General features: G+C 62.7%; 15 protein-coding genes. 5 read left to right on the forward strand and 10 right to left on the reverse strand.

The genetic code is table 11. The features are described 5' to 3' along the window. Nucleotides 1–18: 18 nt before the first annotated feature. From EKN06_RS15415 to EKN06_RS15430, 4 genes are read right to left on the reverse strand one after another with little or no spacing between them, the layout of a single operon-like run. Nucleotides 19–549: an aminomethyltransferase family protein gene (locus EKN06_RS15415; RefSeq protein WP_127613798.1), complete on the reverse strand. Its 531-nt coding sequence runs from the start codon at nt 547–549 to the stop codon at nt 19–21. A 4-nt stretch (nt 550–553) separates the two neighbouring features. After that, nucleotides 554–3,475 (reverse strand): sarcosine oxidase subunit alpha family protein, encoded by a 2,922-nt coding sequence (locus EKN06_RS15420; RefSeq protein ID WP_127613799.1) that lies wholly within the window; start codon nt 3,473–3,475, stop codon nt 554–556. Further along, complete coding sequence (locus EKN06_RS15425) at nt 3,472–3,732, reverse strand: sarcosine oxidase subunit delta (protein ID WP_127613800.1); 261 nt, start codon at nt 3,730–3,732, stop codon at nt 3,472–3,474. The genes EKN06_RS15420 and EKN06_RS15425 overlap by 4 nt, the downstream gene beginning before the upstream one ends. A gap of 10 nt (nt 3,733–3,742) precedes the next feature. Then, on the reverse strand, nt 3,743–5,002 hold the full coding sequence (locus tag EKN06_RS15430; protein WP_127613801.1) for a sarcosine oxidase subunit beta family protein: 1,260 nt from the start codon (nt 5,000–5,002) through the stop codon (nt 3,743–3,745). 107 nt (nt 5,003–5,109) lie between these two features. Between EKN06_RS15430 and EKN06_RS15435 the strand changes: the two genes are divergently transcribed. After that, on the forward strand, nt 5,110–6,033 hold the full coding sequence (locus EKN06_RS15435) for a GlxA family transcriptional regulator (RefSeq protein WP_240655077.1): 924 nt from the start codon (nt 5,110–5,112) through the stop codon (nt 6,031–6,033). Between the two features lie 108 nt (nt 6,034–6,141). Here EKN06_RS15435 and EKN06_RS15440 read toward each other — a convergent pair whose 3' ends face one another. After that, nucleotides 6,142–7,650: a winged helix-turn-helix domain-containing tetratricopeptide repeat protein gene (locus tag EKN06_RS15440; protein ID WP_164844114.1), complete on the reverse strand. Its 1,509-nt coding sequence runs from the start codon at nt 7,648–7,650 to the stop codon at nt 6,142–6,144. 12 nt (nt 7,651–7,662) lie between these two features. On the opposite strand from EKN06_RS15440, the gene EKN06_RS16110 reads away from it, so the two are divergent. Together EKN06_RS16110 and EKN06_RS15445 are read left to right on the forward strand one after the other, a co-directional pair. Then, the gene (locus EKN06_RS16110) at nt 7,663–7,785 is read left to right on the forward strand and encodes a hypothetical protein (protein ID WP_276317293.1); all 123 of its coding nucleotides are present in this window, start codon (nt 7,663–7,665) and stop codon (nt 7,783–7,785) included. A 120-nt stretch (nt 7,786–7,905) separates the two neighbouring features. Then, nucleotides 7,906–8,130 carry a tautomerase family protein gene (locus tag EKN06_RS15445; RefSeq protein WP_127613803.1) on the forward strand — a complete coding sequence of 75 codons (225 nt, stop codon included), beginning with the start codon at nt 7,906–7,908 and terminating at the stop codon, nt 8,128–8,130. A gap of 340 nt (nt 8,131–8,470) precedes the next feature. Here the strand turns inward: EKN06_RS15445 and EKN06_RS15450 are convergent, their stop codons facing one another. The 3 genes from EKN06_RS15450 to EKN06_RS15460 are packed head-to-tail and all read right to left on the reverse strand — an operon-like array spanning nt 8,471 to nt 11,314. Next, the gene (locus EKN06_RS15450) at nt 8,471–9,145 is read right to left on the reverse strand and encodes a type II CBASS E2 protein (RefSeq protein ID WP_127613804.1); all 675 of its coding nucleotides are present in this window, start codon (nt 9,143–9,145) and stop codon (nt 8,471–8,473) included. Next, the gene (locus EKN06_RS15455) at nt 9,142–10,281 is read right to left on the reverse strand and encodes a nucleotidyltransferase domain-containing protein (protein ID WP_127613805.1); all 1,140 of its coding nucleotides are present in this window, start codon (nt 10,279–10,281) and stop codon (nt 9,142–9,144) included. The genes EKN06_RS15450 and EKN06_RS15455 overlap by 4 nt, the downstream gene beginning before the upstream one ends. A 1-nt stretch (nt 10,282) precedes the next feature. Next, nucleotides 10,283–11,314, reverse strand: coding sequence for a CBASS cGAMP-activated phospholipase (locus EKN06_RS15460; protein WP_127613806.1), 1,032 nt, complete (start codon nt 11,312–11,314; stop codon nt 10,283–10,285). 119 nt (nt 11,315–11,433) lie between these two features. Between EKN06_RS15460 and EKN06_RS15465 the strand changes: the two genes are divergently transcribed. Further along, nucleotides 11,434–11,748, forward strand: coding sequence for a helix-turn-helix domain-containing protein (locus EKN06_RS15465; RefSeq protein ID WP_127613807.1), 315 nt, complete (start codon nt 11,434–11,436; stop codon nt 11,746–11,748). After that, on the forward strand, nt 11,745–12,587 hold the full coding sequence (locus EKN06_RS15470) for an ImmA/IrrE family metallo-endopeptidase (protein ID WP_127613808.1): 843 nt from the start codon (nt 11,745–11,747) through the stop codon (nt 12,585–12,587). Before EKN06_RS15465 ends, EKN06_RS15470 begins: the two co-directional genes overlap by 4 nt. Nucleotides 12,588–12,950: 363 nt before the next feature. On the opposite strand, the gene EKN06_RS15475 is transcribed toward EKN06_RS15470, so the two are convergent. Both EKN06_RS15475 and EKN06_RS15480 read right to left on the reverse strand, forming a co-directional pair. After that, nucleotides 12,951–13,499, reverse strand: a complete 549-nt coding sequence (locus tag EKN06_RS15475) for a DUF5681 domain-containing protein (protein WP_127613809.1) — start codon at nt 13,497–13,499, stop codon at nt 12,951–12,953. Continuing rightward, on the reverse strand, nt 13,496–14,023 hold the full coding sequence (locus EKN06_RS15480) for a DUF5681 domain-containing protein (RefSeq protein WP_127613810.1): 528 nt from the start codon (nt 14,021–14,023) through the stop codon (nt 13,496–13,498). The genes EKN06_RS15475 and EKN06_RS15480 overlap by 4 nt, the downstream gene beginning before the upstream one ends. Nucleotides 14,024–14,190: the final 167 nt, after the last annotated feature.

Genomic DNA, 14,190 nt, shown 5'->3' on the forward strand with positions numbered 1-14,190 from the left:
CGAAACGTTGAGCGGGTTTCAGCCAAGGGTGCTGAGCGGGATCGCATCGGCTGCTGCGCTGGCTTCTAGCCAGTGCCAGAAGCTGCCGGCGTAGCTGCGTGGCACGGCGACTCCGAAACGGTCGCTTGCGATGCGCCACACGGTGACCGGAACATGGGCGATCACGCTCACAACGCAGCTGGTGTCGCTGTCGAATGCTCGCGAAAGATCGACGAAGATGCCTTTTTGTAGCAGCCGAATTGCATCCCGCCCGTCGAGGATGAGGATGCCGAAACCAGCTGACTGGTCGAACAAGGTAGCAAGACCGTCGAGGCGAGAAGGGAGACTGTTGAGATCGGAAGCCTGACCCAGCACGAGCCAGTGCCCGATGCCGGTATGCAGGACGTGCGTGCCATCGGGTAGATCGGCAAGCTGCGTTCCAGCCTGTTGAGCAAAAGAGGCCGACGCCATGACGGCAAGTGCCGAAACGTCGACCCATTCGGTGACCGCGAGGGACGGGAGCACCGCGTTCGGCAGGGATGCGATGTATTGGCCGAAGGCTCCGATCATTCGATTATCCACGCAATCTCTCCCCTTCCGGATCGACGAATACGGGACTCGATACGATCATCTCCATGCTGGTCTCGCGCACCGGCGAAACGACATTGACGACCTCGCCGATGCGGTCTGCGCCCCGCGCCAGAAGGCCGAGCGCGATCCAGCGCCCTTTGGTCGGAGAGAAAGCGACCGACGTGACGTGGCCTGCGTCATGCACCGCTGAAACCGGCACGCCGACCGGCAGGATGTGCGATCCTCCCGTAACCCTATGTGAGGGGTCGACCGGGGCTAGCCCGACAAGCACCTGTCGGTCGGAATGGGCCAGGGCAGGTCGTTCGGCGAGTGCGCGGCCAATGAAGTCTTTCTTCTTCGACACCATCCGGCCAAGACCCAGATCACCGGCCGTGACCTGACCGTTGAGTTCGCCGCCCGCGGCATGGCCTTTTTCGATTCGCAGAATGCCCAGCGCCTCCAGTCCATATGGCGTGCAGCCAAGGTCGCTGCCGAGTTCGGTAAGCATGCGCATCAAGGCATCGCCGAGGCCCGTCGGCACGGCGATTTCGTAAGCAAGCTCGCCGGAAAACGAGATGCGGAAAAGCCGCATCGGCGCACCGGACCAGCGCCCTTCGAGCGCGCCCATGAACGGGAAGGCCGAATTGGAAAGGTCGATGTCGGGTAACAGGCGTTGCAGCAGCGCGCGCGAGTTCGGTCCTGCCACCGCGACCTGTGCCCAGTTCTCCGTGACCGAGCACGCCTTCGCATCGAGATCGGGCCAGATAACCTGAAGCGCGTAATCGATGTGCCGCATCACCGCGACGGCATTGGCGGTGGTGGTGGAGATGACGAAGCGATCGTCGGCGATGCGGGCGACAGTGCCGTCGTCGAACACGAAGCCGTCCTCGCGCAGCATCACGCCGTAGCGGACCTTGCCGGCGGCAAGGCTGGCCATCGCGTTGCAGTAGAGCCGGTCGAGCAGCAGGGCTGCATCGGGTCCCGCGACCTCGATCTTGCCGAGGGTGGAAACGTCGCAGATGCCGACCGCCGATCGCACCGCCTTTGCTTCGCGCACTGCGCTGTCGATCCAGTCGGCGTCACCGGGGCGCGTGTACCATTGCGCCCGCTTCCACAGCCCGGCGTTGACGAAACTGGCGCCCTGCGATGCGGCCCAGTCGTGCGTGGGGGTCAGCCGCGTGGGCTTCAGGTGCTCCCCGCGATGGATGCCGGCAAGTGCGCCTATGCAAACCGGCGTGTGCGGCGGTCTCGCAGCGATGGTGCCCACGGCGGCAATGCCCTTGCCCTGCTGCCGAGCGAGAAGGGCATGGCCAAGCACCTGCCCGATCTTTCCCTGGTCCGTCGCCATGCCCAGCGTAGTGTACCGCTTAAGATGCTCGACGGAGGCGTAACCTTCCTGCTCTGCCAGAACGACGTCGGAAACCGTGACGTCGTGCTGAAAATCGACGAAAGCCTTCTTGTCGCAGCCCGACACCACCAATGGTGGGGCAAGGCTCGGTTCTTCGAATATTGCCGCAACTTCGCCTTCCCGCCCAAACAGAGCAGCAACCTTGCCGCGCGCATCGTCGATGGCAGCGCTGACACAATAGCGGCCTGCCGCCGCGCCGACGAAATGCATGCCGTCCGGCGGCGTGTCCTGTACGAAGGCTTGCAATGGTTCCGACCATGCCGGACGCTGACCGAGATGGCTGGCGAAGCCGATGTTCGGGTTCCATCCGCCTGCAACCGCGAGCAGATCGACTTTCAGCTTTTCCGTTTTACCGTCCATATTACGAACGGTGATCGTTTTAAGGCACTTGCCATGGGTCCCGACGACTTCGCCATGGATAACTGCAGCGGTCGCATCGACACCGGGTTTGTCGCCTGAACGCGGATCGATGATGGCAACTACCTCTACGCCCGCGGCAGCGAGGTCGGCGGCGACCGCGTAGCCGCTGTCGCATTGGGTGAAGACGGCGGCCCGACGCCCAGGCAAGGCTGCGAAGCGATTGACGTAAGTCTGGACCGCCGATGCCATCATGACGCCGGGCCGGTCGTTGCCTGTGAACGCGATGGGGCGTTCGGTCGCACCAGTGGCAAAGATCGCCTGTTCGGCCACGATTTTCCAGTAACGCTGGCGGGGCATGCCGCTTGCAGGATCGGGCAAATGCTCGCTGACCTGCTCCACCGCGCCATAACTGCGCCCATCGTAGGCTCCGAACAGCGCGGTGCGTGTCAGCACCGTGACCTTGTCATGCTCCGCCAGTTCAGCGATCGCTGCGGAGGCCCATTCCGCACCCGCCCTGCCATCGATCTCGCAGCGCTCTGCCAACAGGCGGCCACCTGGCCGGGAATCCTGATCGACAAGAATGACCCGCTTACCAAGTCGGGCCGCCGCCAGCGCCGCCGTCAGCCCGGCGGCACCGGCCCCGACAACCAAAACGTCGGCAAAGGCGTGGCTGCGATCGTAAGTGTCGGGATCGGGCCTGTCGCTCAGCTTGCCCAGACCCGCCGCGCGCCGAATCAGCGGCTCGTAAACGCGCTCCCAGAACGCTGCCGGCCACATGAAGGTCTTGTAATAGAAGCCCGCCACGAAGATCGGCGAAAATAGGCCGTTTATCGCCATGAGATCGAAGCGCGGGCTCGGCCAGCAGTTCTGGCTGAATGCCTCCAACCCCTCGACCAGTTCGACCATCGGCGCCTTGCTGTTGGGCAATGCGCGGGCGCCGCGGTGCAGGGTCAAGAGCGCGTTGGGCTCGTCCGCTCCATCGGTCAGGATGCCGCGTGGGCGATGATATTTGAAAGAGCGGCCAACGATCTTCACGCCGTTCGCGATCAGGGCCGAAGCGAGCGTGTCGCCGGAATACCCCTGCATCGGGCGACCATTGAAAGTAAAGCTGATGGGGAGCGCGCGGTCGACCAAACCGCCTTGCGATTTGCGCGTCATGCCACGGCTTTTCCGGCAATAGCAACCGATCCGACGACGTGGCTGCGCGTATCACGCTCCACGACGAGCCACGAGCGGCAGCCGGCAGCATGATACCAATGCTCGCGCTGCATCCCGGCAAGGTTCGTCCGGTCGTAGACGTAGACCGCGAAAGCGTCCTGACCGTCGGCGTATTCGGGGCGCGGTCCGGCCGCTTGGCCGCGCATGAAAAATTCGCCGCTGTCGCGGGAGCCGCAATGGGGGCAGTCGATGATCATCTTGCGTCCCTCACTGCAGGTTGGGCTGAGGGCCGGAGCCCTTTTCGTCGATAAGTCGGCCCGTCGCGAAACGATCGAGCCGATAGCTGGCGGCCACGGGATGAGGCTCGTCGCGGGAAAGGAGGTGAGCGAAGCACCAGCCCGAGGCGGGCGTCGCCTTGAAGCCGCCGTAACACCAACCGCCGTTGAGATAGAGGCCCGGCACCGGCGTGCGATCCATGATGGGCGATCCGTCCATCGTCATATCCATGATGCCGCCCCAAGAGCGCAGAAGCCGGGCACGGCCGATCATGGGCATCAGGGCCATCGCCTCTTCGCAAACGTCTTCGACGATGGGCAGGTTGCCGCGTTGGGCGTAGCTCTTGTAGCCGTCGAGATCGCCACCAAAGACCAGCCCGCCCTTGTCCGACTGGCTTATGTAGAAATGGCCGGCCCCGAACGTGATCACGCCGGGGATAACCGGCTTCAGACCTTCGCTGACGAACGCCTGTAGTACGTGGCTCTCGATCGGAAGGCGAAGATCCGCAAGCGCCGCCACGCGAGAGCTGTTGCCCGCCACCGCCATGCCCACCTTGCCGGCACCAATGCGGCCCCGCGTAGTGTCGAGCGCCACGACGCGCCCGCTGGCGTCGCGCACCATGCCCGTCACTTCGCAGTTCTGGATGATGTCAACGCCTCGTGCAGAAGCCCCCCTCGCGAAACCCCAGACGACCGCATCGTGGCGCGCCGTGCCAGCCCGTTTTTGCCGGAGCCCGCCAAAGATCGGGAAACGCGCGTTATCGAAATCAAGGAAAGGCGCCATTTTCCGCACCGCATCCGCATCGAGAAGTTCGGCGTCGACCCCGTGCAGGCGCATGGCGTTGCCGCGCCGTTCATGGGCATCGCGCTGTTCGTCGGAATGGAACAGGTTGATGATCCCGCGCTGGCTGACCATCGCGTTGTAATTCAGATCCTGCTCCAGCCCTTCCCAAAGCTTGAGTGAATGTTCGTAGAACGGGATGTTGCCGGGCAGCAGATAATTCGACCGGATGATCGTAGTGTTGCGCCCGGCGTTGCCGCCACCGATCCAGCCCTTTTCAAGCACCGCCACCGACTTCTCGCCAAACACCTTGGCAAGGTAATAGGCAGTCGCGAGCCCGTGGCCGCCGCCGCCGATGACGACGATGTCATAGCGGTCGCGCGGTGTCGCATCGCGCCACGCGGGCATCCATCCGCGATGGCCGGAAATGGCCTGTCGCGCGAGTGAAAGGAGTGAATAGCGTTTGGTCATGGTTGAGGGCCTGACTAACTGCTGATACGAAAGATTTCATGCCTGAGAACGACATTATCATGCCCCAGATCGACAAATCGCGAAGACCAATCCGGCTTGGCTACCTGATGATCGACGGGTTCGCGCTAATGTCCTATGCGCCGGTTATCGAACCGTTCCGCGCGGCCAACCGCCTCTCTGGAAAGACCCTGTACGAGTGGAAGCATTATTCGCCGGCCGGACGTGAGGCGATGGCGTCTAATGGGATCTCGTTCAACGTCGACGCGGCCATCACAGCGATGGAGCCTACTGATATCCTATTCGTCTGCGCGGGCGGGAATCCGGCCCTGTTCAGAGGCGCCGGAACGCTACAGGCTTTGCGGCGGGCTGCCCGTTTCGGGACGATCATTGGTGGCGTATCGGGTGGCCCCTTCATCCTGGCGCGTGCCGGCCTGCTGGACGACGTACGGTGCACCATCCATTGGGAGCACGAGGAAGCCTTCCTCGAGACCTTTGATCGACCGATGCTCGAACGCGGACTGTTCGTGATCGATGGCGACCGTGTGACCTGCGCTGGCGGCATTGCGGGACTGGACCTGGCGGCCGTCCTGATTGGTCGCGATCAGGGAGCCGAATTAGCCGACAAAGTCAGCGATTGGTACATCCAGACCGAGCAGCGCCAAGCCGAGCGGCCCCAACGCCATTCGATCATTCAGCGCTATCGCATCACCCATCCCGGATTGGAGAAGGTTCTGGCCGCGATGGAAGCGAACGTTGCTGAACCTCTGCAGCGTGATGCTCTGGCAGTCACCGCCAAGGTCTCAGTCCGGCAATTGGAAAGGCTGTTCAAGCGGTACGTCGGGACTTCGATTGCAGCCCATGCCCAGACGTTGAAACTGAACCTCGCGTACAAGCTGCTTGTCGAAACAACTGGATCGATCACAGAGATCAGTGCCGCCAGCGGGTTCGCCAGCCAAAGTCACTTCTCCCGGTCGTTCGCCAAAAAGTTTGGTGCCAATCCATCGGATCTCCGAAGATACGGACGAACATGAGTGATAGACTATTGTTGGGCCGTTATGAGACGGTCCGCTCCCAGCGCGGCAACGTGGAAAAGCAGACTATTTGGTGCCCCCTATTCGATGCGCACCCAACACTCTGCTCTATAAATTTAGGTCGCGCAGGCCCTTCTCGATGACCTCGCGTGCGGCGGTGTGTGCGAAGGGGAAGGAGGCGAAGAACTCATCTGCCTTCAGCGCAGGGTCTTCTCCTTTCGCCCGCGCCAGCCAGGTCTGTGCATCCGCGTCTATGCCGGCGAGGTGCGACGTCAAGGCGGCAATCAGGGCGATGTGTTTGTGTGCGCCGGGCATCATTGCGGCCTTGACGCCGAAGTCGGCGGACTTTTCGTGCTCGCCAAACTGGAGATGCGTCAACGCCCGTCCGGACACCATGGCATAGGCCAGCGGGTCGAACGGGCTGAGGTCAAGCGCCAGCGCCAGATCGGCATCCGCCTCCTTCGCCTTGCCGGCCATCATCCCCACCAGTCCGCGATTGTAGATGCCCTGCGCAAAGCTGGGGCTAAGGCCTGTCGCCTGGTCGAACCAGGCCATGGCCTCGTCGAGATGCCCCTCCAACCAGAAACAACGCCCGATATTGAAATAGCCGAAAGGGTCGAGCCGGTCTGTCTCCACCGCTCGATGGGCGAGCGTGCGCGCCGCCTCCATCTCTACCTCGCGGTCGTCTTCGAAGCGCAGGAATGCGTTCTGAAAGTGAGTGAACGAAAGTCCGCCCAGTGCTCTTGAAAACCACGGATCGCGATCGAGCGACTGTGTGAACAGTCGAGCTGCAAGGTTGTTGTCCTCGCGGGTAAACCGGAACATGTGGTCGATCCCGAGGTGAAAGCTCGACCACGCATCGAGGTCGGAGGCAGGCCGGCCACGAGCCAGCCGCACTTCGTTTTGCGGGATCTGGACTTCCAGGCTGGCAACGACATGCGTTTCGATCTCCGGTCGCAGCTGCTGCATTTCATCAAGCGACCCGCGAAATTGCTCCCCCCAGATTGTGCCCCCGCTCGTCGCATCGACCAACGTGACCGATATGGTCACCGCATGGCCCGTCAGTTCCAGAGTGCCGGAAAGGCAGTAGCGCACGCCGAGGTCGCGGCCAGCGATCCGCGGATCGACATCTGGGCCGCGAAACCGAAAGCTCGAGCCGCGCGCAATGACGAACAGCCATTGCAGGCGCGCCAGGTCATTGATGATGTCGGCGGGCAGCGCATCGGCCACGATGGCGTGCGGCCCTGGCTCGCCAAGAAGCTGGAACGGCAGGACGGCGATCGAAGGCCGCCCGTCGCGGGCCGTCCGCAAATTCGCGACATGGCTGTCGTCGGAAGTCGCGGGCACACAGGGTTCTGCGGCCCGGCCCTGTGCCACCTTGCCGGCGCGATCGCGCAGAGCCGCCGTGTCCGCTACGAAGCGAAAGCCCTTACCGTGGATTGTGCGGATCACTCCTTGCACGCTGCCATCGTCGCCTACCGCCTTGCGCGCGGCCTTGATACGGGCCGAGACCGCGGATTCAGAGACGATCCGCCCATCCCAGATTTTGTCGATCAACTCGTCCTTGCCGACCATGCGGTCGCGGTTTTCCACCAACAGCAACAACAGCGACAGCACCTGGGGTTCGACATGCACGCGAACCCCATCGCGGCGCAGTTCGAAGCGGTCCGCATCGAGCTCGAACCCATCGAAAACGTAGCTGCATGGTCCGAATTGCGCCAAGTGGCCCCCCTCTGCGCCAAATCTTCATGAAAAGGTCAGACATCTTCACGCCGACGTCAAGCATCGCGAAGCAAAGGTGCGTATCTCCCGAACATCGGAAAACAGCCGATTCTGCTTTGAAACAAACGCATTTGCACAAGGAGAAACAAAATGCCTCTCGTAACGATCGATGTCATCAAGGACGTTTTCACCCCTGACCAGAAGCATGAGCTGATCGAAAAGGTCACCGAAGCGATGGTACGGGTTGAAGGCGAAGCCATGCGCCCGGTCACCTGGGTCCGGATCATGGAGGTCGAGCAAGGCGACTGGGCCATTGGTGGCCAGCGTCTGGGCGCGGCGGATGTCCATGCTCTTGGTGGCAAGAAGGCCGCCTGACACGGCCAACCGCAAGCTCAAGGAATGGTCGCACCGCGAGGTGCGGCCTTTTCTTCGATTGAAGTGAATTTGGCACGCCAGTTCTCGACTTGTCGGCGATGTGCAAAGCCAAAATCACGAAGTAGAACCCAATCACCTGGATAAAGCCGGAAATAAAGATGCTACCTGCACCGTTTGTGACCTAACTGTCCTTCATCGGCTCGACTAGAGGGGCCGGTCGGATATTGGGCCGGAACCCGACTGGCAGCTTCCGAGTCACAAATCGCGTTGAACGGACATTCGTGCAAAAGTCAGTGAAGAAGCCAAGACGGTACTTCGGCCTCATTGACGCCTCGGCTGGTCAAGCCGCCTTCGCCATCACGTCCTCTCGGACCGGATGCTGTCGACCGACGACGAAGCTCATCGATCTCATCACCGGATCGTCGAGTTTCCTCAAGACACTGGCAGACGCGACTTTCTCGAGTGGACAGTTGGGCAAGCTCGGCCTATCGCCGGGAGCGTGTGGCGCCTCGGGCCCGGACCAGGTGCCAGTGACCAGCCACATCTCATAGTAGTAGAGCCATTCATACGCCCACGGCAGCAGCCTCTCGGCAACCTCGTGGCCGAGCGGCAGGGTTTCGTCGGGCGGGTAGTAGAGGCACAGGTCGGCACCTCGCGGATCGTCCCATGGCCCGTAAAGGTGGGGCACCCATGCACCGCCTGGCGCAGGCCTGATCGCACCGTCAAGCACGCGCACTGACGCGGCGCGCCATGGATAGACCAGATGCGCGTCGGCGCATCCTAGGGCCATCTCGACGCGAACCTCGTAGGTCTGGGCGATCGGGCGCAGTTGGCCGCGCCATACGCCGCCCCCGTGAAGTTTGGGGAGCCACCTAAAGCCTGGAAAGTGCTTCCTGACCCCCTCATCCTCGGTCGCGATGAGGGCGTTGGCGAACCCGGTCCGATAGAGGAAATCGGTCCTGCCTGCGGCATGGATCGGTCGAACCCATGTCATCGTGCCGGGTCCGATGGTCATTCCGGGTCGCCGTAGAACCGGTGCTTCGGTGCCACCGTCGACTTGGCCGAAGTGCCCGCCCCGGCAGCGCCACCACCGGCGGCGATACCGAACGCGCCCTCGCGGCTCTTCGCGGCCGCCCTCTCGGCGGCGAGCCTATAACCCTCAGCCGCGGCGTTCTCACCGAAAAGATCGCGAATGATCTGCTTCTTCTCGAGCTGAGTGCCCTCAGCAAGAAGGTCGTCGAGCTTCGTCACCAAGTGGTTCAAATCCTCGGCCAGCATCCGCTGCGACACCGCCTTCTTGGGCCAGCGATCGGACAGCAAATCTTCGCGGCACGCCGGGTTCTCAACATGGAGCGGGCGACCGACGATCGGCGCCATATACTGGGCCGCCGAGCGCAGATTGGCAAGCAGCCCGCGGCCCGGGGGAGCCTCCGCGGCGATCTTCGACAGCAGCACCGACGGCATGCGATCGTAGTCCCGCGCGTCGCACCGAATGTCGCGGAAGCGCTTGAGCAGCTGAACGGTGAGTAGCCTGGTGGTCTTGAGCTCGGCCGGCTTCTGCTGGGGGACCGGAACCGTCGACGCGCGCACCTTAATCGAGTCCATGACGACTCCCGGGCGCACCATGTCGTCGAACCAAATCGCGAAACCCTCGGGGTTGGCGAGCGCGTGATCAGGGCGATCGGGGTGGGTGTCGAAGATCCCGATTACACGAGCCTGACGGCCCGGGATCAGCACCGCCGGGGTGATGTCGAGGTGCATGTTCTCGTACCAAAGCGTCACGCAGCGCTTCTTCACCTCGAGACTCTTGAACTTCAGCCGGCCCTGCGCCTTGCGGAGTGCCGACGCGATCGTCTCCAGCACCGCTTCGGGGGCCGCGAACCGATTGATGTCGAGCTCGAGAAGCAGGTCGATGTCGTAATCTTCGCGGTCATCGTAGGCCGAGATCGTCGACGCCATGCGAAACGACCCCTGCGGGTAGATCACCGGGTCCAGGTGAGAGAGGCCGCTCGTCTCCTCGTGGATGAAGGCCGAGACCACGTTGAAATGCCGGACCGCCTCCTCGTATGCGGTTCGACTGATTTGGATCTTGCGGGCCACGTCGCCCAGAAGATCATCGTAGAACTGGCGCAGAATATCACCGTGGATCACGCTACTTCTCCTCAAAGGCGGCGGGATGACACGGAATGAATGGCTCCCGCCCGCCGAGCAGGAAGCATTCGTTGATCCTGGGCATCGCGGCCCTCGCGTTCGAGCGCCCCATCCTGATCAGCTCATCCATCCGGCGAGCGTCATCCAGCGCATAGTGGCCAGGCGGCACCTGCGGGGAAATGCGAATCAGGTGGGGGTTCGTATGGGGGTGGCCGAGGAGCAGCTTGGCAGTCGCGTGACTGAACCGATCCTGCCCGTCGAAGAGCGTCTGGATCAACCACTTGACGTTGCGGAAACCGATCACGCGGCGAGCCGGATTGATCGACGAAGTGCAGCCGAGCGACAGAAGGCGCGCCTGGGACATGTCCCAACCAAGCACCGTCGCGCCCTCGAGCGCCGCCACGCCCATCGGGTTATTCGCCCAGACGCCACCATCGAGCAGATGGGCGGCGCCGGCGAAGCTATGGGCGGGGAGGTACGTCGGTGCCGCCGCGGTCGCGAGCGCGGCCTCGACCATCGGCACCCGCCAGTCCACCGCCAGACGCTCGTGATGGGCGGTCTTAAAAACGTATAGGCCACCGTTGGCTGAGTCGTAGGCGGGTATGACGATCCTGGTGAGGGCATCACCAATCCGGCGATCACCGAGCACGGCGCCTAGCTCCTGTCGCAGTATCTCTGAATTATACTTGGCCGTGCCCAGCCGCCGAACGGATCGTGCTGCACGCCTGATCACCCCGATCACGGCGGCCAGCACCCCCTCCCCCGGTTCCTGGTCGAAGATCCGTGGGCCTCGCGTCAGGTAGAAGTCGAGGATCTCAGCACCGGTCAGGCCCGCAGCCAGCCCAAGCGCGATGATGCCGCCAGTCGACGTGCCCGCAACCAGATCGAAGTTGTCGACGACCCGTTGACCCGAGATCGCCTCCATCTCGGCGATGAACGCAGCGGGCATCGCGCCCTTCAATCCGCCGCCGTCGATCGTCAGAATCCGCTTCGGGAAGGACGCGTCCTTAGAACTGGCGTCGAGACTCGTCATATGGCCACCGTGAACATATCGGCAGATATAGTGAACGATAAACCACTTGTAAACCCCGGCAGCCGTGACGTAAGCTACATCTTACGCGGCGAGCGGGTTCGTCGCGAGGAGAAGTCAACTTGCCACTGTCCACAAAACTCAAGGAGCTGCGTGCGCGTAGCCGCGAGTCCTTGCAGCAGGTGGCCGACGCCGTCGGCGTCTCCAAGGCCCACATCTGGGAGCTCGAACGCGGCACCAGCTACAATCCCGGCCTTGACCTGCTGAAGAAGCTCGCCGAGCATTTCAAGGTGAGTATAGCGTTCCTATCGGATGACGAAACCGATGAGGATCCGGCCCAGCAACAGTTCTTCCGCGAGTTCGGCGGTGAGTTATCGACGCGCGATTGGGAAACGCTTCGAACCGTCGCCGCCAGCCTGAAGGGCAAGGTTGGTTGAACGAAGAGCTCCTCATGGAGCTCGCGGACTGCGGGTCGCCGGAAAGGTTGCTGGCGGTCATTTTCCAGCACCACCCGCAATGGACTCCGCCGATCCAGGTAGAGGAGTTCGCCCTATCCGTGGGCATCATCGAGTTCCGAGACCTCGAGGTCGACGGATTCGTCGGCGCGTTGATGACCAATCTCGAAAAGACGATGGGAGTCATTTTGGCGGCGAAGGGGATGGGCCGCCGTCGGCGCCGCTTCACCATCGGACACGAACTCGGACATTACCTCATCCCAGCGCATCGTGGCGACAAGAACTGCACCTCGGCCGATCTCGCCGAGACTCGGCGCGACACGCTCCACCGACAGGAGGAGGCGCAGGCCAACCGGTTCTCGGCGGGGCTTCTGATGCCCAAGCCGTCGTTCAAGGCGCAGCTCGAAACAATGGGGACGCCGGAGGTTAGCCACATCGGTCAACTGGCCGAGAAGTATGACGTGAGCCGGGAGGCCGTGGCGAACCGCTATGTCGAGCTGACCGCCGAGATGTGCGCAGTCGTGTTCACGAAGGACGGCAGGATCAGGTACGGGCGCGCCAGCAAGGATTTCCCTGCCCTTTCGGTGCGGCCTGGTGACGCGACACCAAGTCCGATCCCGCGCAGGTCACTCGGGCCCGTCCCGGCAAGCGATTGGCTCAAGCCGGTGTGGGGCAGCCGACCTCCGACGCTGCTGGCTCACCAGTTGGACCAGTCAAATGGTCATGGGACCGTCCTGCTGCACATCGATACGCATAATTTCGAGGCCGATGAGGAAGAGGCTGAGCTCATCGAATCCTACACACCGCGGTTCAGGCGATAGTCGAACCGGAACGTCCGCCTCGCTGGACCACGTCTCCAGTTCACATGGTTTGAAATGCTTCGAAGCGATCCTATCGACTTCGTCTCGCAGCGCCTCGATGAGCACGGCGAAGCCCGACGAATGCTGTCGCCGGCTCAGATAATAAAAATCATAGTCGTGGAATGGCGGGCACCAATCCTCCAGCGCCCGCCTCAGCGTGCCCTTCGCGACGAGCGACAGCACCTGATCTTCCAGTAGATATGCGATCCCAATCCGAATAGCCCGGCGGCCAAACCCGGGCACGTGCGTTGCCTTGCGAACGGCAGCTTTTGAGACCGCGTCCGGGCGAGCCGAATGACCAGTGTTGGGGCGCAAAGCCGACCGTCACTCCCGCACCGTCCACCACTCCGGCCAGCGAACTTTGTGCGGTGTACGCGTGTTGCTCCAGACCTCGCGCTGCTCTTCTTTGGACAGCTGCCTGTCGCCAAGGCGGGATAGCGCAGCTTCGACGATCCATGGATTGAGGACCCAACGCACGCGTGCCTTGTCGGTGGGGTATTTCTTGATCGCAAAGCCCAGCGTGTCGAGAATAATGGAATGACCGGTGCCAACGACGTTGATGATGATGTGCAGCGGATCGTCCTGCACGGTCTGCTTTGCCCGCGCCGCCTCGATCGCTTCGAGCGAAGAGCGAGCCGCGGCACTGTCGCCGGCAAGACCCTTCTGGGTAAGCTGGAGCAGGAACGCCTCGGCGGCGGTGACGCGCCGTGTTCGCCCGTCCTCGCGGATCGTGACCATCTGACCAAGGACGCCATCGTAGGGGATCTCGGTATGGCGGTTCTTCGGTCGTCCCTTGGGATTGCCCGACTGCCCCTTGCAGAACTGCGTCGATGTCGGCGGCTTGCCGTAGCCGACCGGCTGGCCTTCCATCATGCGACCCTCCCGCGCGGCCACTTCAGCTTGTCTGCATCCATGGTGAACTTTCTGATATCGTCGATCTCCTTCTGGTCGAACTTCTTGCGGCCCGGTCGGGAGAGCGCGGCCTGCGTCGCCCAGGTGCCTACCCTGTCGCGCGGATGCTCGTCGCCCCATTTGGGATCGCGTTCGATGATCCCGAGAATGCGCATCGCGGCATCGGCATTGTCGGCATGGTGATGACGGCTGACGGTTACCGGTGCGCGCGGTGACGTGTCCTTTTTGGCTAACGCCGCCTCGCGCTTCTCGATCATCTTGAGGACCTTGCGGACCGCCATGCGACTGCCCTTGAGCGCGTCCTGGTAGGTCTGGAGCTGCAAGGCCTCGTCAATGGTAAGCTCGCGCTCCCGCCCGCCCTGCGTCACGGTCAGGGTCTTGTCGAACACGATGTCGAACGCCGAGATGTGTGGACGGCGCTGCCTGGGGCGGCCCCTGGGATTGCCGGACTGTCCCTTGCGGAACTGCGTATCGCCGCCGCTCATGCCGCGGCCTCGTTGGCAGAGCGATGGACCAGCGTCGGCTCCTTGCCGGTGATCTGCGACCAGCGGGTCATGGCAAGATCGACATAGGCAGGATCGATATCGAGACCGCGGAAAGCACGGCCGACGCGCTCGGCGGCAATCAGGCTGGTGCCCGAACCGAGGAAGAT

This window comes from Croceicoccus ponticola, assembly GCF_004004515.1.
GTDB classification, from domain to species: domain Bacteria; phylum Pseudomonadota; class Alphaproteobacteria; order Sphingomonadales; family Sphingomonadaceae; genus Croceicoccus; species Croceicoccus ponticola.

Excerpts from the sequence above, each read along its gene's own strand:
- EKN06_RS15430 (WP_127613801.1), bottom strand. The coding sequence starts at position 5,002 with ATGACCAAACGCTATTCACTCCTTTCACTCGCGCGACAGGCCATTTCC.
- EKN06_RS15425 (WP_127613800.1), bottom strand. The coding sequence starts at position 3,732 with ATGATCATCGACTGCCCCCATTGCGGCTCCCGCGACAGCGGCGAATTT.
- EKN06_RS15415 (WP_127613798.1), bottom strand. The coding sequence starts at position 549 with ATGATCGGAGCCTTCGGCCAATACATCGCATCCCTGCCGAACGCGGTG.
- EKN06_RS15420 (WP_127613799.1), bottom strand. The coding sequence starts at position 3,475 with ATGACGCGCAAATCGCAAGGCGGTTTGGTCGACCGCGCGCTCCCCATC.
- EKN06_RS15480 (WP_127613810.1), bottom strand. The coding sequence starts at position 14,023 with ATGAGCGGCGGCGATACGCAGTTCCGCAAGGGACAGTCCGGCAATCCC.
- EKN06_RS15450 (WP_127613804.1), bottom strand. The coding sequence starts at position 9,145 with ATGACCATCGGACCCGGCACGATGACATGGGTTCGACCGATCCATGCC.
- EKN06_RS15460 (WP_127613806.1), bottom strand. The coding sequence starts at position 11,314 with ATGACGAGTCTCGACGCCAGTTCTAAGGACGCGTCCTTCCCGAAGCGG.
- EKN06_RS16110 (WP_276317293.1), top strand. The coding sequence starts at position 7,663 with ATGCACGCGAACCCCATCGCGGCGCAGTTCGAAGCGGTCCGCATCGAG.
- EKN06_RS15475 (WP_127613809.1), bottom strand. The coding sequence starts at position 13,499 with ATGATGGAAGGCCAGCCGGTCGGCTACGGCAAGCCGCCGACATCGACG.
- EKN06_RS15445 (WP_127613803.1), top strand. The coding sequence starts at position 7,906 with ATGCCTCTCGTAACGATCGATGTCATCAAGGACGTTTTCACCCCTGAC.
- EKN06_RS15435 (WP_240655077.1), top strand. The coding sequence starts at position 5,110 with ATGATCGACGGGTTCGCGCTAATGTCCTATGCGCCGGTTATCGAACCG.